The organism is Pseudomonas sp. AO-1, assembly GCF_019775695.1.
Lineage (GTDB): Bacteria > Pseudomonadota > Gammaproteobacteria > Pseudomonadales > Pseudomonadaceae > Aquipseudomonas > Aquipseudomonas parakoreensis.
Genome location: NZ_CP079947.1, coordinates 6,224,847 through 6,244,538 on the forward strand (window position 1 = coordinate 6,224,847; position 19,692 = coordinate 6,244,538).

Here is a 19,692-nt window from a genome sequence, read left to right on the forward strand (position 1 = left end):
ATTCCGCTTTTTACTGTTGGACAGACTGGTCAGCGAGGATACGCGCCTCGCAAAGTCCCCACAAGACTGAGCGGTCACCCCTGTCAAGCGCCCTGTCCTACGACTTTGGGCCAAGAGCCACGGCGCACAAGGGCTGGACTGTTCACAATCGATAGAAAAAATGTCTACAATTTTTCTTCAGCGCGTACTTTGCAGCATCGACGGATCGGTCAATGGCAGTAGCCAACGCGGCTGATCCGGTTTCAACCCACCACGCCGCGAACGGTCAACGACCCAGCCGCGAGCCTCGACCTGCCTGCCTTTGAGCGACTGCAACCGGGAATTGTCGAATTGTCCGAGCAGATTGGGCGCAACGCGCAGTACAACCGAGCCCTGCAACTCGATCCAGATTCCGCCACGATTGCGCTGAACCTTGCTCACACGCCCACTGACCACGGCGAACCCCGAAGCGCGGATCTGCTCCGCTTTCAGCACAGGCGACTGGCGCCAGACCCCGCGCCCAGCGAGTCGTGCACGCTGTTCGGCGGCTTGCTGACAGGCAACCAGATCGACATTCGGTGCCACCGCCACTTGAAAACCCAGGCCGTCGGCAAGCATTTGCGCTTCAAGATTGGCGCCGCTTGAACTGTAGACATGCGCGAGGGTGCGACCGTAATGGTCTTGGGCCTGTTTGCCCGGCAGCAAACCGACCCGACCGCCGCTGTCCGCCACCAAAGCTTCAAGGCGCTTGCGCGCGGCCACGGCGAAGGGCTCATCACTGCGGCCCTGCTTGCCCAGCTCCGGGGTGTTGAGACCGATCATCCGCACGCTGCGTCCATCGCTCAGGCGCAGGGTGTCGCCGTCGACCACGCGCTGTACCGCAACGCTGCTCAGGCCGCCCGGCGCCGGGCAAAACGCCTGGGCGCCGGACAGCCAAATCGCGGACACAAAAAAGGCGCCCACAAGGGACGCCTTTTTCATCAGCCTTGAAAAACCGTAGAGGCTTTCCAGGATGACCAATCTTACTTCTTGGCGCCGAAGGCACCGAAACGGTCGGCGAACTTCTGAACGCGACCACCGGTGTCCAGAGTCTTCTGCTTACCGGTGTAGAACGGGTGGCACTCGTTGCAAACGTCGATCGCCAGGGCTTTGCCGAAGGTCGAACGGGTTTCGAACTTGTTGCCGCAGCTGCAGGTAACCGCAACTACTGGGTAATCCGGGTGGATATCAGCTTTCATGGTGTATTCCTCAGGCTAGCGTGCCGCCACCCAACACTATTGTTGAATACCGCACGTAATTAGGCCGCGGATTCTACCAGACAATGTCAATCGCGCAAGCTGTCCCTGAGACCGACCGTCTGCTAGGCTCCCGGGCTTGAACGCACTCCCCTGTGGGAGCGAGCTTGCTCGCGAATGCGTTGTGCCAGTTGATGACTTCGTGCCTGACACACCGCGTTCGCGAGCAAGCTCGCTCCCACAGTTGATCTGCGCCAAGCCTCCTTTTGTGTTGATCGAGATCCCCCCGCGTGCCCGACGCCATTCTGCGCCTCGCCCTGCCTTCGCCCCTGCGCCGCCTGTTCGACTATCGGGCCCCGGCCGGGGTGCAGCGTGCCCAGTTGCAACCGGGTATGCGTCTGCGGGTGCCGTTCGGGCGGCGGGAGTTGATCGGGATTCTGGTCGAGATCACCGACACCAGCGACGTGCCGCTGGAGAAGCTCAAACCAGCGCTGGCCCTGCTCGATGTCGAACCGCCGCTGCCGCCCGCACTGTTCAAGCTGTGCCTGTGGACGTCGCAGTATTACCAGCACAGCCTCGGCGACACCTTGAGCTGGGCACTGCCGGTGCTGCTGCGTCAGGGCGAACTGGCGGAGGCCCGTCAGGAGCGCTTCTGGTCTGTCGCGCCCGGCGCCAGCCTTGATGATCCGCGCATCGCCCGTGCGCCACGGCAACGGGAAGCGCTGGCGACGCTGGCACAGCACCCGCACGGTGTGGCTCATCTGTTATTGAGCAAGCTGATGCTGAGCAAAGACAGCCTCGACCTGCTGCTGGCCAAGGGTCTGGTGCAGGTTGAAATCCGCCGGCATGCGCCCGGCGTGCGCCATGAGCACTGGCTGGCCCAGTCGGAGTTGCCACTCAACACCGAACAACGCGCCGCTTACGAGGCGATCCGCGCCGGGTTCGACAGTTATCACGCGTTTCTGCTGGCGGGCGTCACCGGCAGCGGCAAGACCGAAGTCTATTTGCAACTGATCCGCGAAACCCTCGAAGCCGGCAAGCAGGCGCTAGTGCTGATTCCCGAAATCAATCTCGGCCCGCAGACCCTGGCGCGTTTCGAGCAGCGCTTCAACGCACGCATCGCCCTGCTGCATTCGGCGGTCAACGACCGCGAGCGCCTCGACGCCTGGCTCGCTGCCCGCGACGGCGAGGCCGACATTATTATCGGCACCCGCTCGGCGCTGTTCACCCCGATGAAGAACCCGGGGCTGATCATCATCGACGAAGAACACGACGGCTCCTATAAACAGCAGGAAGGCCTGCGCTATCACGCCCGGGATCTGGCACTGGTGCGCGCGCGACAGGAAAACATCCCGATCGTCCTCGGCTCCGCCACGCCTTCACTGGAAAGCCTGCACAACGCCTACACCGGTCGTTATGGCCTGCTGCGCCTCAACGAGCGGGCCGGCGGCGCCAGGCAACCACGTTTCCTGCGGCTGGACGTGAAAAGCCGTCCGCTGGACAGCGGCATTTCCGGGCCGATGCAACAAGCCATCGGCCAGACCCTCGCCGCCGGCCAGCAGGTGCTGGTGTTCCTCAACCGGCGCGGCTTTGCGCCGACGCTGCTGTGCCACGATTGCGGCTGGATGTCCGAGTGCTCGCGCTGCGACGCGCGAATGACCGTGCACCAGCGCTACGGCGAACTGCGCTGCCACCACTGTGGCAACGTCGAGCGCACGCCGCGCCAATGCCCCAAGTGCAATAAAGTTGATCTGCGCCCGGTGGGCGCCGGCACCGAACGCGCCGAAGAACGCCTGGCGATTCTGTTCCCGGATTACCCGGTGCTGCGCGTCGACCGCGACAGCACCTCGCGCAAGGACGCGATGAATCAGTTGTTCGCGACGATTCAGAAGGGACAGCCGTGCATTCTGGTCGGCACGCAAATGTTGGCCAAGGGGCATCACTTCCCCCGAGTTACGCTGGTGTCGATTCTGGATGCCGACGGCGGGCTGTTCTCCGGCGACTTCCGCGCCAGCGAGCGTATGGCGCAGTTGATCGTGCAGGTGGCCGGGCGCGCCGGTCGGGCGGAAGAGCCGGGCAAGGTGATCATCCAGACCCACCTGGCCGACCATCCTTTATTGGTGCAATTGACCGAGCAGGGCTACTTCGCCTTTGCCGAACAGGCGCTGAGCGAGCGCCGCGCCGCCGGCCTGCCGCCGTTTTCACACTTGGCCCTGTTACGTGCCGAAGCGCACAAACCGGGGCAGGCCGAAAGTTTCCTCGATGAGGCATGCAGCGCGGCCGAACGCTTGCTGGTCGAGCAGAATCTGACCGGCATCGAACTGCTCGGGCCGGTGCCGGCGCCGATGGAGCGCCGCGCCGGTCGCTATCGGGCGCAGCTGTTGGTGCAGGCGGCAGCGCGGGCACCGCTGCATCGGTTGCTCGCCAGCTGGTTGCTGGAATTAGAGCAGATGCCGAGCGGGCGGGCGGTGCGCTGGTCGCTGGATGTCGATCCGGTGGATTTGTACTAGCAGATCAAAAGATCGCAGCCTGCGGCAGCTCCTACAGAATCGAGCGTGTTCCCCTGTAGGAGCTGCCGCAGGCTGCGATCTTTTGCTTTTAATGTCACCACATATCCACATCCTGCCTGCTAAGGTTGGCAAGCCCGTCTTCGCAACGGATAATGCCCAGTTTTTCCACCCGCGCATCGATGCGCCGCCGCGCTTGCGGTCGAAAGAGAAGACCATGAAAGACACCATTCGCCAGCTGATCCAACAAGCCCTCACCCAACTCGTCAACGAAGGTGTGTTGCCTGAAGGCCTGTCGCCGGCGATTCAGGTGGAGAACGCCCGTGACAAGACCCACGGCGACTTCGCCAGCAACATCGCCATGATGCTGGCCAAGCCTGCGGGCATGAAGCCGCGCGATCTGGCGGAGAAAATCATTGCTGCGCTGCCGGCCGACGACAACGTCACCAAGGCCGAAATCGCCGGCCCCGGCTTCATCAACTTCTTCCAGAACACCCAGGCCCTCGCCTCGCGCCTCGACGCCGCGCTGGCCGATGCTCACGTTGGCGTGCGCAAGGCCGGCCCGGTGCAGCGCACTGTGGTCGACCTGTCGGCACCGAACCTGGCCAAAGAGATGCACGTCGGCCACCTGCGCTCGACGATCATCGGCGACGGCGTGGCCCGTGTTCTCGAGTTCCTCGGCGACGAGGTGATCCGCCAGAACCACGTGGGCGACTGGGGCACCCAGTTCGGCATGTTGATGGCTTACTTGCAGGAAAACCCGATCACCAGCGACGAGCTGTCCGATCTGGAAAACTTCTACCGCGCCGCCAAACAGCGTTTCGACGAATCCGAAGAGTTCGCCGACCGTGCCCGTGGCCTGGTGGTCAAGCTGCAGGCCGGCGATGCCGAGTGCCTGGCGCTTTGGACCAAGTTCAAGGACATCTCGCTGTCGCACTGCCAGAAGATCTACGAACTGCTCAACGTCAAACTGACCATGGCCGACGTGATGGGCGAAAGCGCCTACAACGACGACCTGATCAACGTGGTCAACGACCTGAAAGCCGCGGGCATGCTGGTCGAAAGCAACGGCGCCCAGTGCGTGTTCCTCGATGAGTTCAAGAACGCCGACGGCGATCCGCTGCCGGTAATCATCGTCAAGGCCGATGGCGGTTACCTGTACGCCACCACTGACCTGGCAGCCGTGCGCTACCGTTCTGGCAAACTGAAAGCCGACCGCGCGCTGTACTTCGTCGACCAGCGTCAGGCCCTGCACTTCCAGCAAGTGTTCGCCGTGGCGCGCAAGGCCGGTTTCGTGACCCATCCGATGGAAATGGAGCACATGGGCTTCGGCACCATGAACGGCGCCGATGGCCGTCCGTTCAAGACCCGTGATGGGGGCACCGTGAAGCTGATCGACCTGCTGACCGAAGCGCAGGAACGTGCCTACAACCTGGTGAAAGAAAAGAACCCGGAGCTGGCCGAAGACGAACTGCGCAACATCGCCAAGGTCGTCGGCATCGGCGCGGTGAAATACGCCGACCTGTCCAAGCACCGCACCAGCGACTACAGCTTCAACTTCGACCTGATGCTGAATTTCGAAGGCAACACCGCGCCGTATCTGCTGTACGCCTACACTCGCGTGGCTGGCGTGTTCCGCAAACTGGGCAAGGACTTCAGCGAAGTCGACGGCCAGATCGCTCTCGAAGCCGAGCACGAACAAGAGCTGGCAGCGAAACTGGCGCAGTTCGGCGAAGTGCTGAACAACGTCGCGGAAAAAGGCACGCCGCACATCCTCTGCACTTACCTGTATGACGTCGCCGGTCTGTTCTCCAGCTTCTACGAGAACTGCCCGATCCTCGCCGCCGAGACGCCGGCCCAGATGCAGAGCCGTCTGCGTCTGGCCGCGCTGACCGGTCGTACTCTCAAGCAAGGCCTGGAACTGCTGGGCCTGGAAACTCTGGAGCGCATGTAAGTTGGCTGCCAAGAAAAAACCTGCACCCAAGCGTGGCGCCAGCCGTTACCAAGCTCCTGCAAAGCAACCGATTCCGGGCTGGCTGTGGATGGCCATCGGCCTGACGGTCGGTGCGTTCATTGTGTTTCTGATGAAACTGGAGCCGGGCAAGGGCAGCGACACGGTCAAGCGCGAGAAAGTCGAGCAGGCGCAGCAGCAGAAAGCGTCGAAGATCGCCGAGGCCAACAAGACCCCGCCGAGCCCGACGCAACCGGTGAAGCCGAAGTACGACTTCTACACCCTGCTGCCGGAATCGGAAGTGATCGTGCCGCCGGACGCCGTGCCGGAGAAAACCCTGCCGACGCCGCAAGTGCCGACCACGCCGGTCACCCCGGCGGAAGCGGCGAAGATCGATACCGCTCGGGCGCAGGCTGCGCTGTCGGGGATTACCCCGCCGCCAGCGCCACCTGTGGCGAAAGCGGCGCCGGTGACCAAGTTCTTCCTCCAGGCCGGTTCGTTCCGCAAAGAAGCGGACGCGGACAAGGTGCGGGCGCAGATCATTTTGCTGGGCCAGGCTGTTTCGGTTGAGTCGGGCACGGTGAAGGATGAAACCTGGTACCGCGTACTCGTCGGCCCGTTCAGCAACCGCGAACAGCTGACCACCGCACAGAAACAACTGGCGGGCAGCGGTTTCAGCAACCTGTTGTTACAACAACGCCAGAGCCGCTGACCACTCGCCGAACGTAATCGTTCGGCGGACTTTGTGGCGAGGGAGCTTGCTCCCGCTGGGGTGCGAAGCGCCCCCAAACCCTGTGAATCCGGTGCATCAGACAGACCGGGGTTGCAGGTTTTACGACTGCTGCGCAGCCGAGCGGGAGCAAGCTCCCTCGCCACAGGGATTTACATCCCCCTCCATCACCGCTCGTCCCCTCTCCCGCGCTGTGGTTGAAATCCTTTCCAGCACCCCCATATGAATGGGCATAAGGCATTTTCGCCCCGCTGCGTGGAGACTCTTCCCTTGACCACCATCGTTTCAGTCCGCCGCCACGGCAAAGTCGTCATGGGCGGCGACGGCCAGGTTTCTCTCGGCAATACCGTGATGAAAGGCAACGCGAAGAAAGTTCGTCGCCTGTACCACGGTCAGGTCATCGCCGGTTTCGCCGGTGCCACCGCCGACGCCTTCACCCTGTTCGAACGTTTTGAAGGCCAGCTCGAGAAACATCAGGGCCATCTGATCCGCGCCGCTGTCGAACTCGCCAAAGAATGGCGCACCGACCGCTCCCTGAGCCGCCTCGAAGCCATGCTCGCGGTCGCCAACAAGGACGCCTCGCTGATCATCACCGGCAACGGTGACGTGGTCGAACCTGAAGATGGCCTGATCGCCATGGGTTCCGGCGGCGCCTACGCACAAGCTGCGGCCAGCGCGCTGCTGAAAAAGACCGACCTGTCGGCCCGTGAGATCGTCGAAACCGCCCTCGGTATCGCCGGCGACATCTGTGTATTCACCAACCACACTCAGACCATTGAGGAGCAGGATCTCGCTGAATAAGCCTGACGCGGCCTAAGTGCCACGGCTTGTTTCTGCTTGAGGACCGTCAATTACTATGTCCATGACTCCCCGCGAAATCGTCCACGAACTCAACCGCCATATCATCGGCCAGGACGATGCCAAGCGCGCCGTCGCGATTGCCCTACGCAACCGCTGGCGCCGCATGCAGTTGCCTGAAGAGCTGCGCGTTGAAGTGACCCCGAAAAACATTCTGATGATCGGTCCGACCGGTGTCGGTAAAACCGAAATCGCCCGTCGTCTGGCGAAGCTGGCCAACGCGCCGTTCATCAAGGTCGAAGCGACCAAATTCACCGAAGTCGGCTATGTTGGGCGTGACGTCGAATCGATCATCCGTGATCTGGCCGATGCCGCAATCAAGATGCTCCGCGAGCAGGAAATGACCCGCGTGCGTCACCGCGCCGAAGACGCTGCCGAGGATCGTATCCTCGACGCACTGCTGCCACCGGCACGCATGGGCTTCAGTAACGAAGAAAACCCGAGCAGCGATTCCAACACCCGTCAGCTGTTCCGCAAGCGCCTGCGTGAAGGCCAGCTGGACGACAAGGAAATCGAGATCGAAGTCGCCGAAGTGGCCGGCATCGAAATCGCTACGCCACCTGGCATGGAAGAGATGACCAGCCAGTTGCAGAACCTGTTCGCCAACATGGGCAAGGGCAAGAAGAAAGCCCGCAAGCTCAAGGTCAAAGAAGCGCTGAAACTGGTGCGCGACGAAGAGGCCGGGCGTCTGGTCAACGAAGAAGAGCTGAAGGCCAAGGCGCTGGAAGCGGTCGAGCAACACGGCATCGTGTTCATCGACGAAATCGACAAGGTCGCCAAGCGCGGCAATGTCGGCGGCGCCGATGTCTCCCGTGAAGGCGTACAGCGCGACCTGCTGCCGCTGATCGAAGGCTGCACCGTCAACACCAAGCTGGGCATGGTCAAAACCGACCACATCCTGTTCATCGCCTCCGGTGCGTTCCACCTGAGCAAGCCGAGCGATCTGGTGCCTGAGCTGCAAGGGCGTCTGCCGATCCGTGTCGAACTCAAGGCGCTGAGCCCGGAAGACTTCGAGCGCATCCTCAGCGAGCCGCACGCATCGCTCACCGAGCAATACTGCGCGCTGCTGAAGACTGAAGGCCTGAACATCCAGTTCCAGCCGGAAGGCATCAAGCGTCTGGCGGAGATCGCCTGGCAGGTCAACGAGAAGACCGAGAACATCGGTGCCCGTCGCCTGCACACGCTGCTCGAGCGTCTGCTGGAAGAGGTGTCGTTCAGTGCCGGCGACCTGGCCAGCGCGCATGACGACAAGCCGATCCTGATCGACGCTGCGTACGTCAACAGCCATCTGGGCGAATTGGCGCAGAACGAAGACCTGTCCCGTTATATCCTGTAGGTCACTCTTCCCTGTAGGAGCTGCCGCAGGCTGCGATCTTTTGATCTTGAAAAGCAAAATCAAAAGATCGCAGCCTGCGGCAGCTCCTACAGGGGTTCATCACAGTCGGATGACCTGCAATGACCACGATCCCCACCGACATCAAACTGCACAAAGCCTCGAAAACCCTGACGCTCAAGTACGCGTCCGGCGAGGAGTACACCCTGCCCGCGGAATTTCTGCGCGTGCACTCCCCTTCCGCCGAGGTCCAGGGCCACGGCAAACCGATCCTGCAATTCGGCAAGCTCAATGTCGGCCTCAGCGGCCTGGAACCGGCCGGTCACTACGCACTGAAACTGACCTTCGACGACGGTCACGACAGCGGCTTGTTCACCTGGGATTACCTCTACGAGCTGGGGCGACGTTATGACGCACTCTGGGCCGATTATCTGGCCGAGCTCAAAGCCGCCGGAAAAACCCGCGATCCGGACCAGTCGATTGTCAAGCTGATGCTCTAGTCCGAGACTCTTGCTCTTTAGAGGGCATTTTCTAAATTCATCTGTTTGAATGCTGCGCCTGGCGGTCGAGGATCGGCTGCTTGCGAAAAAAATTAAACTCGGGTAACCAATGGAGCTGGCAAGTTCCCTGCAGTGCTCTATGAACTGTAAAGCAGCTATGCAGAATTAACGGTCACCCGAGCAGTAGTACCTGGCATTGGCTGTGGAACTGCACAGCCGAAACCGGGTACTCGTCTCAGGACAATGGAGCGTCGTAGATGAGTAACAAGAATAACGATGACCTGAAGTACCAAGCCTCGGAAAACACCCTGGGGCTTAATCCCGTCGTTGGGCTACGCGGAAAGGATCTGCTGGCCTCTGCTCGAATGGTGCTGACCCAGGCCATCAAACAACCTATCCATAGTGTCAAGCACGTCACCCATTTCGGCCTCGAACTGAAGAACGTGCTGTTCGGCAAATCCGAACTGCAACCGGCCAGCGATGACCGTCGCTTCGTTGATCCGGCGTGGAGTCAGAACCCGCTCTACAAACGTTATCTGCAAACTTACCTGGCGTGGCGCAAGGAGCTCCATTCCTGGATCGACGACAGCAGCCTGTCGCCCAAAGACATCGCGCGCGGCCACTTCGTGATCAACCTGATGACCGAAGCCATGGCCCCGACCAATACCGCCGCCAACCCGGCGGCGGTCAAACGCTTCTTCGAGACCGGCGGCAAAAGCCTGCTCGATGGCCTCTCGCATCTGGCCAAGGATCTGGTGCACAACGGCGGCATGCCGAGCCAGGTCAACATGGGCGCGTTCGAGGTCGGCAAGAGCCTGGGCGTGACCGAAGGCGCGGTGGTGTTTCGCAACGACGTGCTGGAGCTGATCCAGTACAAGCCGATCACCGAGCAAGTCCACGAGCGCCCGCTGCTCGTGGTACCGCCACAGATCAACAAGTTCTACGTATTCGACCTGAGCCCGGACAAGAGTCTGGCGCGTTTCTGCCTGCGTAATAACGTGCAGACTTTCATCGTCAGCTGGCGCAACCCGACCAAGGCCCAGCGCGAGTGGGGCCTGTCGACTTACATCGATGCGCTCAAGGAAGCCGTCGACGTGGTCACCGCCATCACCGGCAGCAAAGACGTAAACATGCTCGGCGCCTGCTCCGGCGGCATTACCTGCACCGCCCTGCTCGGCCACTACGCCGCGATCGGCGAGAACAAGGTCAACGCCCTCACGCTGCTGGTCAGCGTGCTCGACACCACGCTGGACAGCGACGTCGCCCTGTTCGTCGACGAGCAGACCCTCGAGACCGCCAAGCGCCACTCCTATCAGGCCGGTGTGCTCGAAGGCAAAGACATGGCCAAGGTCTTCGCGTGGATGCGCCCCAACGACCTGATCTGGAACTACTGGGTCAACAACTACCTGCTCGGCAACGAGCCGCCGGTGTTCGACATCCTGTTCTGGAACAACGACACCACCCGGTTGCCGGCCGCGTTTCACGGCGACCTGATCGAGATGTTCAAAAACAACCCACTGATTCGCCCCAATGCACTGGAAGTGTGCGGTACGCCAATCGACCTCAAGCAGGTCACCGCCGACATTTTCTCGCTGGCCGGCACCAACGACCACATCACCCCGTGGAAGTCCTGCTACAAGTCGGCGCAGCTGTTTGGTGGCAAGGTCGAGTTCGTGCTGTCGAGCAGCGGGCATATCCAGAGCATTCTGAACCCGCCGGGCAACCCGAAATCGCGTTACATGACCAGCGAAGGCATGGCCGCCAATGCCGATGACTGGCAAGAGAACTCGACCAAGCACACCGATTCCTGGTGGCTGTACTGGCAGGCGTGGCAGGCCGAGCGCTCGGGCAATCTGAAAAAAGCACCACTGAAACTGGGCAACAAGGCGTATCCGGCTGGCGAGGCATCGCCGGGCACTTACGTACATGAGCGGTAACTGACACCTCGCCCTCCCTGTAGGAGCTGCCGAAGGCTGCGATCCTTTGATCTTGTTTTCAGAATCAAAGTCAAAAGATCGCAGCCTTCGGCAGCTCCTACAGAGGGAGCGGGGATGAATTAATCCACAGGGCCTGAAGCATGCCGCAACCGTTCATTTTTCGTACCGTCGATCTGGATGGGCAGACCCTCCGCACCGCGGTACGCCCCGGCAAGCCTCATTTGACGCCCTTGCTGATTTTCAACGGCATCGGCGCCAACCTGGAGCTGGTGTTTCCATTTGTCGCGGCGCTGGACCCGGATCTGGAAGTGATCGCCTTCGACGTGCCCGGTGTCGGCGGCTCGTCGACGCCCAACCGGCCGTATCGCTTTCCCGGGCTGGCGAAGCTGACCGCGCGGATGCTCGACTACCTCGATTACGGCCAGGTCAACGTCATCGGCGTGTCCTGGGGCGGCGCGCTGGCGCAACAGTTTGCTCACGACTACCCCGAGCGCTGCAAGAAACTGGTGCTGGCAGCGACCGCCGCCGGTGCGGTGATGGTGCCGGGCAAACCGAAAGTGCTGTGGATGATGGCCAGTCCGCGGCGCTACATTCAGCCATCGCACGTGATCCGTATCGCCCCGCTGATCTACGGCGGCTCGTTCCGCCGCGACCCGACGCTGGCCGCCAGCCATGCCGCCAAGGTGCGTTCGGCGGGCAAGCTCGGCTACTACTGGCAGCTGTTCGCCGGCCTGGGCTGGACCAGCATTCACTGGCTGCACAAGATCCATCAGCCGACGCTGGTACTGGCCGGCGACGACGATCCGCTGATCCCGCTGATCAACATGCGCATGCTTGCCTGGCGGATTCCCAACGCCCAACTGCACATCATCGACGACGGCCATCTGTTCCTGATCACCCGCGCCGAAGCCGTGGCGCCGATCATCATGAAATTCCTTGAGGAGGAACGCCAGCGCGCCGTGATGCATCCGCATCCGACCCCGCTGGGCGGCTGAATCACGGCGGCAGGCTTTATGCAGGGTTTTGAACAAAGTGCGCGGCAGGACGCCGCGCGGGCAGCAACCCGTAACAGCGACTATGGTGTTCTGGTTCGGTGAGTTTGTTTTTGACCTGAAGACGAAGGAGTGTTGAGTCATGCGCGACAAACCAGCGACGGGCGTTGTGCCCAGCCCCGCCGTGTTCATCAACGCACAAAGTGCGATCACCGGCCTGCGCGGCCGGGACCTGATCTCGACCTTGCGCAGCGTCGCCGCCCACGGTCTGCGCAACCCGATTCACAGCGCGAAGCACGCCTTGAAACTCGGTGGCCAACTCGGTCGCGTGCTGCTCGGCGAAACCCTGCACCCGACCAACCCGAACGACAGCCGCTTCGCTGATCCGGCATGGAGCCTCAATCCGTTCTACCGGCGCAGCCTGCAGGCCTATCTGGCCTGGCAAAAACAGGTCAAGAGCTGGATTGATGAAAGCAACATGAGCGATGACGATCGCGCCCGCGCGCACTTCGCCTTCACCTTGCTCAACGACGCGGTGGCACCGTCGAATACGCTGCTCAACCCGCTGGCAGTCAAGGAGCTGTTCAACTCCGGCGGGCAAAGTCTGGTGCGCGGTCTGAGTCATCTGTTCGATGACCTGCTGCACAACGACGGCCTGCCGCGCCAGGTCACCAAACAGGCATTCGAGGTCGGCAAGACCGTCGCCACCACCTCTGGCGCCGTGGTGTTTCGCAACGAGATGTTTGAACTGATCCAGTACAAGTCGATGAGCGAAAAGCAATACGCCAAGCCGCTGCTGGTGGTGCCGCCGCAAATCAACAAGTACTACATTTTCGACCTCAGCCCGCAGAACAGCTTCGTCCAGTACGCGCTGAAAAATGGCCTGCAGACGTTCATGATCAGTTGGCGCAATCCAGACGTGCGCCATCGCGAATGGGGCTTGTCGACCTACGTCGAAGCAGTGGAAGAAGCGATGAACATCTGCCGGGCGATCACCGGCGCCCGCGACGTCAACCTGATGGGCGCCTGCGCCGGTGGCCTGACCATTGCCGCCCTGCAGGGGCATTTGCAAGCCAAGCGGCAGCTGCGACGTGTCTCCAGCGCGACCTATCTGGTCAGCCTGCTCGACAGTCAGATTGAAACCCCGGCCACGCTGTTCGCCGATGAACAAACCCTCGAAGCCGCCAAGCGCCGCTCCTATCAGAAAGGCGTGCTCGACGGACGCGACATGGCCAAGGTGTTTGCCTGGATGCGGCCCAACGATTTGATCTGGAGCTACTTCGTCAATAACTACCTGCTCGGCAAAGAGCCGCCCGCGTTCGACATCCTCTACTGGAACAACGACAACACCCGCCTGCCCGCCGCGTTTCACGGCGACCTGCTGGACTTCTTCAAGCACAACCCGCTGACCCATCCGGGCGGGCTGGAAGTCTGTGGCACGCCGATCGACCTGCAGAAAGTCACCGTCGACAGCTTCAGCGTGGCCGGCATGAATGACCACATCACGCCGTGGGACGCGGTGTACCGCTCGACCCTGTTGCTTGGCGGGGAGCGGCGCTTCGTGCTGTCCAACAGTGGCCACGTGCAAAGCATCCTCAACCCGCCGAGCAACCCGAAAGCCAACTACGTCGAGAACGGCAAGCTCAGCAGCGATCCACGCGCCTGGTACTACGACGCCAAACGCGTCGACGGCAGCTGGTGGCCACAGTGGCTGGAGTGGATTCAGCAACGCTCCGGCGCCCAGCGCGAAACCACGTTCACGCTCGGCAACCCGAACTATCCACCGATGGAGGCAGCACCCGGCACCTACGTGCATGTGCGCTGACGCTTAACCGAACTTTTCTAAGAAGACTGGATGAAAACCCGCGACCGGATTCTCGAATGTGCCCTGCAACTGTTCAACGAAAAGGGTGAGCCCAATGTCTCCACCATGGAAGTTGCCAACGAAATGGGGATCAGCCCCGGCAACCTCTACTACCACTTCCACGGCAAGGAGCCGCTGATTCTCGGCCTGTTCGAGCGTTTCCAGAATGAACTGACGCCACTGCTCGACCCACCGTCGGACGTCGAGCTGGCGCCGGAGGATTACTGGCTGTTTCTGCACTTGATCGTCGAGCGCCTGGCGCAATACCGGTTTCTGTTCCAGGACCTGTCGAACCTTGCCGGGCGGCTGCCGAAACTGGCCAAAGGCATTCGTCATCTGCTCAATGCGCTCAAGCGCACCCTGGCATCATTGCTGGCGCGGTTGAAAGCGGCAGGGCAGTTGGTCAGTGATACCCAGGCATTGGGGCAACTGGTGGAGCAGATCACCATGACCCTGCTGTTCTCGCTGGACTATCAACGGATACTCGATCGCGAGGGTGAGGTCAGGCTGGTGGTGTACCAGATCATGATGCTGGTGGCGCCGCATCTGCTGCCGCCGGTGAAAGTCGCTACTGAACGGATGGCCCTGCAGTATCTCGAAGATCATTAACGTCAAAAGATCGCAGCCTGCGGCAGCTCCTACATTGACCATGTTCGCCACCCATTTTTCGCTTTGGCAACGATTCTGTAGGAGCTGCCGCAGGCTGCGATCTTTTGATCTTCAAAAAAACGCCCGACCTTCACAGGCCGGGCGTTTTGTTTTGCCCTGAAAAATCAGGACTGACTGGTTGGCGTCGACGGGGTCGATGCAGCAGTCGGGGTGGCTGCCGGAGTCGGTGCAGCGGCGGAGTTCGACGCGCTGGCCGGGGTTGCCGGGGTGGCTGGCTTGGCTGCTGCGGGTGCAGCTGGCTTCGGAGCAGCGGCCTTCGGCGCGGCCGGTTTTTTCACTGCCGGTTTTTTCGCCGCAGCCGGTTTGGCCGCAGGTTTGGCAGCCGGTTTCGCGGCAGCGGTTTTCGCTGCTGGCTTGGCGGCTGGTTTGGCCGCGGACTTGGCCGCAGGTTTCGCAGCCGCTTTGGCAGCAACCGGTTTCGCGGCAGCCTTGGCGGCTGGTTTGGCAGCGGCCGTTTTAGCAGCAGGCTTGGCGGCAGCGGTTTTTGCCGCTGGCTTGGCCGCAGCTTTGGCAGCTGGTTTCGCAGCCGCTTTAGCCAGTGGCTTGGCGGCGGTTTTGGCTGCCGGTTTGGCCGCTGCAGTTTTCGCCGCGACCGGCTGGGTCTTCAGACCGGTGAGTTTCTCGATCTGCTTGGTCAGGGTTTCAACCTTGCTGTGCAGCGCTTTGACTTCATTGCGGCTTGGTACACCCAGGCGCGAAATCGCGCTGTTCAGGCGCTTGTCGAAAGCCCCTTCCAGCTCGTCCCACTTGCCCAGTGCACGATCTTTCACGCCGCTGATGCGCGACTTGGCCGACGAAGCGGAGTCCTTGGCGGCATCGACTTTCTTGCCGACTGCAGACTTGGTGAGCTTCTCGGCTTTCTCGCCGTCTTTGACCAGTGACTCGAAGAGCTTGCTGCCGTCAGTGTCGATCTTCGAGTACACGCCTAAACCAGCCAGCCAGATTTTGCGGGAGTAGTCTTCGACTTTCCCAATCCACGAGCTGCCTTCTTTATCGGTGTTCTTTTTACCAGCCATCCCGTTCTCCTTAAGATTTACGCGCGACGCGTTCGAGCAATGCCGTCAGCTCATCGAGCTTAGCAGAGAGTGTCTCAACGTCATGTTTAGACGGAATGCCGATACGATTCAAGGCGCTTGCCACACGGGAGTCGAACGCCTTCTCGACCTTGTCGAGCTGAACTTCGACACGACCTTTGAACGAGCTGACTTCACCCTTGGCTTCATCGATCTCGGCGTTGGCGGCTTCAAGTTTTTCGGTGACGGCTTTTTTGCCTTTCTTTTCAACAGTTTGACCAGCCTTGATCAACTCCTGAAAGTAGTCGCTGCCCTCTTGGCCGACCTTGGCGTAGGCACCCAGGCCCGCCAGCCAGATCTTGCGGGCATAGGATTTGACGTCGCTCAGAGCAGAAGTCGAAGCGTCGATTTTTTTCTTCAGAATGACTTTGGCCATGGTGCACCTCACGCGCAGAAGGTTTGAGGAACTGCCCGCAGATGTGTCGGGCTCAGGCACAAAGTAGGGAGAAAAATTAGAAACGGCACCCTAACAACTGACATAAACAGTCTGCAGGACAAACACGAACCCTTGTGGGAGCGGGCTTGCCCGCGATGAGGCCGGCACATCCAGAATTTTCGTTATCTGACCCAACGCCATCGCGGGCAAGCCCGCTCCCACAGGGATTCGGGATTGAGAAAAATCGCGATCAGACCAGCGCTTTATCCAGCGCCTTCTCGATCTCGGCTTTGATCATGCCGCTCATGGCCGACATCATGATGCCCAGCTCCACATCGACACGGATCGAATCGTCAGCCACATGCACCGCGCCTTTCACGCCCGAGCGCTTGAGGTTGAGAGTGTCGCCCGACCACTGCGGTTCCAGGCCATATTGATCGGAGAGTTTCTGCGCCAGCTTGTCGGCCTTCTCGCGGGCGGCTTCCTTGCCCAGGCTGTGGGCACGCTCAACACTGATTTTGGCCATTGAATGACTCCTGCTTGATGAATGGGTGTCGGTAAATCTTGACCGCGTCTGCGGCAAATCGTCCCGAAGGTTGCCCATCTTACCTTTAGCCATTCCAAGACAAAGCATGGCTTGGGGATTAGAATGTCGCGCATTCTCTTTTGGTGACAGCGATATGACTGATCAGCGCAAAGGCAGCGATGCCGAACCCACCACTCACTTCGGCTTCAAAAACGTTCCGGAAAGCCAGAAAGCGGAAAAAGTCGCTGAGGTGTTCCACTCGGTAGCCGCGAAGTACGACCTGATGAACGACCTTCTGTCGGGCGGCATGCACCGTCTGTGGAAGCGTTTCGCGATCGAACTGTCCGGTGTGCGTGCAGGCAACCGCGTGCTCGACATCGCCGGCGGCACCGGTGACCTGACCAAGAAATTCTCGCACCTGGTTGGCCCGACCGGTCAGGTGGTACTGGCCGACATCAACGAATCGATGCTCAAGGTCGGTCGTGACCGCCTGCTGGATCTGGGTGTGTCGGGCAACGTCGAATTCGTCCAGGCCGATGCGGAAAAGCTGCCATTCCCGGATAACCACTTCGACTGCGTGACCATCGCCTTCGGCCTGCGCAACGTGACGCATAAAGAAGACGCCCTGCGTTCGATGCTGCGCGTGCTCAAGCCCGGTGGCCGCCTGCTGGTGCTGGAGTTCTCCAAGCCGACCAACGCGCTGATGTCGAAAGCCTACGACGCCTACTCGTTCGCCTTCATGCCACTGATGGGCAAGCTGATCACCAACGACTCGGAAAGCTATCGCTACCTGGCCGAATCGATCCGCATGCACCCGAATCAGGAAACCCTGAAGTCGATGATGGTCGACGCCGGTTTCGACCGCGTGACCTATCACAACATGACTGCAGGCATCGTCGCCCTGCACCGCGGCATCAAGCCCTGATGTTGCTCACCGGGCTGCTCGCCAGCGTCGAACTCGGCCTCAACCGGGTGCTGCGTCTCGACAGCACGGCGCTGCCGCGGCTGGCGCATCTGACTGGCAAAGTGATTGCCGTGGATTGCCGCAGCCCGGCGCTGCAACTGTTCATCCTGCCCAGCGATGAGGGCCTGATGCTCGCTTCACACTGGGAAACCGGCGTCGACTGCACCCTGCGCGCACCCGCTTCCAGCCTGGTGAAACTGGCCGTGAGCAAAGACAAGACCGCGGTGCTGCACGCCCCGGAAGTAGAGCTCGACGGTGACAGCGGTGTGTTGCTGGAACTGGCCGGCGTGTTGCAGGACCTCGAGCTGGACTGGGAGTACGAACTCTCGCGCTGGCTCGGCCCGGTCGCCACGCAATTGGTCGGTGGCCATCTGCGCAGCCGCGCGCGCTGGTATCAACAAGGATTTGCCAGCCTCAACCAGAACCTCGCCGAATACCTCGCCGAAGAATCGCGCACCCTCGTCGGCCAGCGCGAAGCCGAAGCGCGGTTCAGCGAACTGGACCGGATCAAACTTGATCTGGAACGTCTCGAGGCGCGTTTCGAGCGCCTTTCCCGATCCCTCGACCCAAGCGATAACGCATGAAGCTGCTTGCCGTCCGCCGTCTGTTGCGCATCCAGCGCGTCGTGATCCGCTACCGCCTCGATGACCTGCTGTTCGAGCTGCCGTTGCCCTGGTTTCTCCTGGCGCTGCGCTACGTGCTGCCGTGGCGCTGGTTCCCGCGCAAACCGCTGGAGCTGAACCGTGGCGCGCGCCTGCGTCTGGCGCTGCAGGATCTGGGGCCGATCTTCATCAAGTTCGGGCAGATTCTTTCGACCCGCCGCGACCTGCTGCCGGAAGACATCGCCGATGAGCTGATGCTGCTGCAGGACCGTGTGCCGCCGTTCGATTCGCAGCTGTCGATCAAGCTGATCGAAGAGCAACTGGGCAAGAAAATCAGCGACGTATTCAGCCGTTTTGACGTCGAACCGCTGGCCTCGGCCTCGGTAGCGCAGGTACATGCTGCACAGCTGAAAACCGGCGAAGAAGTGGTGGTCAAGGTGATCCGCCCAGGCCTGAAACCGGTGATTGCCCAAGACCTGGCGTGGCTGTTCATCCTCGCCCGCGCCGCCGAAAAGATCTCCGCCGATGCCCGCCTGCTGCACCCGGTGGACGTGGTGCAGGATTACGAAAAAACCATCTACGACGAACTCGACCTGCTGCGCGAGGCGGCGAATGCCAGCCAGCTCAAGCGCAACTTCGAAGGCTCGCCGCTGCTCTACGTGCCGCAAGTCTATTGGGACTGGTGCCGGCCGAAAGTGCTGGTGATGGAGCGCATCTACGGGATTCAGGTAACGGATCTGGCGACCCTCGCCGACCAGCGCACCGACATGAAAATGCTCGCCGAGCGCGGCGTGGAGATCTTCTTCACCCAGGTGTTCCGCGACAGTTTCTTCCACGCCGACATGCACCCGGGCAACATCTTCGTCAGCACCGTCAACCCGTGGAGCCCGCAGTACATCGCGATCGACTGCGGCATCGTCGGCAGCCTGACCCCGGAAGACCAGGACTACCTGGCGCGCAACCTGTTCGCCTTCTTCAAGCGCGACTACCGCCGCGTCGCGCAATTGCACATCGATTCGGGCTGGGTGCCGGCGGAAACCAAACTCAACGAATTCGAGGCGGCGATCCGTACCGTGTGCGAGCCGATCTTCGAAAAACCGTTAAAAGATATTTCATTTGGCCAGGTGCTTATGCGCCTGTTCCAGACCGCGCGGCGCTTCAACATGGAAGTGCAGCCGCAGCTGGTGCTGCTACAAAAGACCTTGCTGAACATCGAGGGCCTCGGCCGTCAGTTGTACCCGGATCTGGATCTGTGGAACACCGCACAACCGTTTCTCGAACGCTGGATGCGCGAGCGCGTCAGCCCGAAAGCCTTGATCGGCAACGTGCAGAGCCAGTTCGAACAGCTGCCGCACTTGGCCAACATGGCCCGTGATCTGCTCGAACGCATGTCCCAACCGCACGCCTACGACCCGCCGCCACCGTGGCACAAACGCAAGGACGACTGGTTCCTGCGCCTGCTCGGCAGTGCGCACCTGGCGGGCGGTACCATCCTCGCCGCCGGCGGCCCGCTGCACGAACTGGGGCATTGGCCGGCGGGCATCATGGTGGCCGTCGGCTTGTATCTGGTCGTTCGCCGATAGCCAGTTCGCTGAT

18 protein-coding genes are annotated in these 19,692 nt (G+C 61.2%); 13 read left to right on the forward strand and 5 right to left on the reverse strand.

Going from position 1 to position 19,692, the window contains the following annotated elements; translation table 11 throughout:
* Nucleotides 1-177 precede the first annotated feature (177 nt).
* Nucleotides 178-960 (reverse strand): thermonuclease family protein, encoded by a 783-nt coding sequence (locus tag KVQ82_RS28350; RefSeq protein ID WP_222017107.1) that lies wholly within the window; start codon nucleotides 958-960, stop codon nucleotides 178-180.
* 41 nt (nucleotides 961-1,001) lie between these two features.
* Entirely contained in the window at nucleotides 1,002-1,217 is a 216-nt protein-coding gene (gene rpmE / locus KVQ82_RS28355) for a 50S ribosomal protein L31 (RefSeq protein ID WP_041074926.1), read from the reverse strand.
* 287 nt (nucleotides 1,218-1,504) lie between these two features.
* On the opposite strand from rpmE, the gene KVQ82_RS28360 reads away from it, so the two are divergent.
* The 10 genes from KVQ82_RS28360 to KVQ82_RS28405 all read left to right on the forward strand — a co-directional run bounded on the left by KVQ82_RS28360 (nucleotide 1,505) and on the right by KVQ82_RS28405 (nucleotide 14,495).
* A complete protein-coding gene (locus KVQ82_RS28360) occupies nucleotides 1,505-3,724 on the forward strand; it encodes a primosomal protein N' (RefSeq protein WP_222017110.1) in 2,220 nt (739 codons plus the stop codon).
* A gap of 214 nt (nucleotides 3,725-3,938) precedes the next feature.
* Nucleotides 3,939-5,675: an arginine--tRNA ligase gene (gene argS / locus KVQ82_RS28365; RefSeq protein WP_174377218.1), complete on the forward strand. Its 1,737-nt coding sequence runs from the start codon at nucleotides 3,939-3,941 to the stop codon at nucleotides 5,673-5,675.
* Between the two features lies 1 nt (nucleotide 5,676).
* Nucleotides 5,677-6,384 (forward strand): SPOR domain-containing protein, encoded by a 708-nt coding sequence (locus KVQ82_RS28370; RefSeq protein ID WP_041074932.1) that lies wholly within the window; start codon nucleotides 5,677-5,679, stop codon nucleotides 6,382-6,384.
* Between the two features lie 288 nt (nucleotides 6,385-6,672).
* Nucleotides 6,673-7,203, forward strand: a complete 531-nt coding sequence (gene hslV / locus KVQ82_RS28375) for an ATP-dependent protease subunit HslV (protein ID WP_007968352.1) — start codon at nucleotides 6,673-6,675, stop codon at nucleotides 7,201-7,203.
* Nucleotides 7,204-7,258: 55 nt separating this feature from the next.
* Nucleotides 7,259-8,596, forward strand: a complete 1,338-nt coding sequence (gene hslU, locus KVQ82_RS28380; RefSeq protein WP_222017112.1) for an ATP-dependent protease ATPase subunit HslU — start codon at nucleotides 7,259-7,261, stop codon at nucleotides 8,594-8,596.
* A gap of 119 nt (nucleotides 8,597-8,715) precedes the next feature.
* A complete protein-coding gene (locus KVQ82_RS28385) occupies nucleotides 8,716-9,093 on the forward strand; it encodes a gamma-butyrobetaine hydroxylase-like domain-containing protein (RefSeq protein WP_086793902.1) in 378 nt (125 codons plus the stop codon).
* Between the two features lie 257 nt (nucleotides 9,094-9,350).
* On the forward strand, nucleotides 9,351-11,030 hold the full coding sequence (phaC, locus tag KVQ82_RS28390; protein WP_041074938.1) for a class II poly(R)-hydroxyalkanoic acid synthase: 1,680 nt from the start codon (nucleotides 9,351-9,353) through the stop codon (nucleotides 11,028-11,030).
* A gap of 140 nt (nucleotides 11,031-11,170) precedes the next feature.
* Entirely contained in the window at nucleotides 11,171-12,025 is an 855-nt protein-coding gene (gene phaZ, locus KVQ82_RS28395; protein ID WP_041074940.1) for a poly(3-hydroxyalkanoate) depolymerase, read from the forward strand.
* A gap of 139 nt (nucleotides 12,026-12,164) precedes the next feature.
* On the forward strand, nucleotides 12,165-13,847 hold the full coding sequence (gene phaC, locus KVQ82_RS28400; RefSeq protein WP_222017114.1) for a class II poly(R)-hydroxyalkanoic acid synthase: 1,683 nt from the start codon (nucleotides 12,165-12,167) through the stop codon (nucleotides 13,845-13,847).
* A gap of 30 nt (nucleotides 13,848-13,877) precedes the next feature.
* Complete coding sequence (locus tag KVQ82_RS28405) at nucleotides 13,878-14,495, forward strand: TetR/AcrR family transcriptional regulator (RefSeq protein WP_222017116.1); 618 nt, start codon at nucleotides 13,878-13,880, stop codon at nucleotides 14,493-14,495.
* A 164-nt stretch (nucleotides 14,496-14,659) separates the two neighbouring features.
* Here the strand turns inward: KVQ82_RS28405 and KVQ82_RS28410 are convergent, their stop codons facing one another.
* The 3 genes from KVQ82_RS28410 to KVQ82_RS28420 form a co-directional block, all read right to left on the reverse strand.
* On the reverse strand, nucleotides 14,660-15,571 hold the full coding sequence (locus tag KVQ82_RS28410) for a phasin family protein (RefSeq protein WP_098966799.1): 912 nt from the start codon (nucleotides 15,569-15,571) through the stop codon (nucleotides 14,660-14,662).
* Between the two features lie 10 nt (nucleotides 15,572-15,581).
* Entirely contained in the window at nucleotides 15,582-16,004 is a 423-nt protein-coding gene (locus KVQ82_RS28415) for a phasin family protein (protein ID WP_041074948.1), read from the reverse strand.
* A gap of 250 nt (nucleotides 16,005-16,254) precedes the next feature.
* Nucleotides 16,255-16,530: a polyhydroxyalkanoic acid system family protein gene (locus tag KVQ82_RS28420; protein ID WP_003220859.1), complete on the reverse strand. Its 276-nt coding sequence runs from the start codon at nucleotides 16,528-16,530 to the stop codon at nucleotides 16,255-16,257.
* A 154-nt stretch (nucleotides 16,531-16,684) separates the two neighbouring features.
* Between KVQ82_RS28420 and ubiE the strand changes: the two genes are divergently transcribed.
* The 3 genes from ubiE to ubiB are packed head-to-tail and all read left to right on the forward strand — an operon-like array spanning nucleotide 16,685 to nucleotide 19,679.
* Nucleotides 16,685-17,455 (forward strand): bifunctional demethylmenaquinone methyltransferase/2-methoxy-6-polyprenyl-1,4-benzoquinol methylase UbiE, encoded by a 771-nt coding sequence (ubiE, locus tag KVQ82_RS28425; RefSeq protein WP_007961779.1) that lies wholly within the window; start codon nucleotides 16,685-16,687, stop codon nucleotides 17,453-17,455.
* Nucleotides 17,455-18,078 (forward strand): SCP2 domain-containing protein, encoded by a 624-nt coding sequence (locus KVQ82_RS28430; RefSeq protein WP_086793910.1) that lies wholly within the window; start codon nucleotides 17,455-17,457, stop codon nucleotides 18,076-18,078. The genes ubiE and KVQ82_RS28430 overlap by 1 nt, the downstream gene beginning before the upstream one ends.
* Nucleotides 18,075-19,679 carry a ubiquinone biosynthesis regulatory protein kinase UbiB gene (ubiB, locus tag KVQ82_RS28435; RefSeq protein WP_041071521.1) on the forward strand — a complete coding sequence of 535 codons (1,605 nt, stop codon included), beginning with the start codon at nucleotides 18,075-18,077 and terminating at the stop codon, nucleotides 19,677-19,679. Before KVQ82_RS28430 ends, ubiB begins: the two co-directional genes overlap by 4 nt.
* The last annotated feature ends 13 nt before the right edge of the window (nucleotides 19,680-19,692 follow it).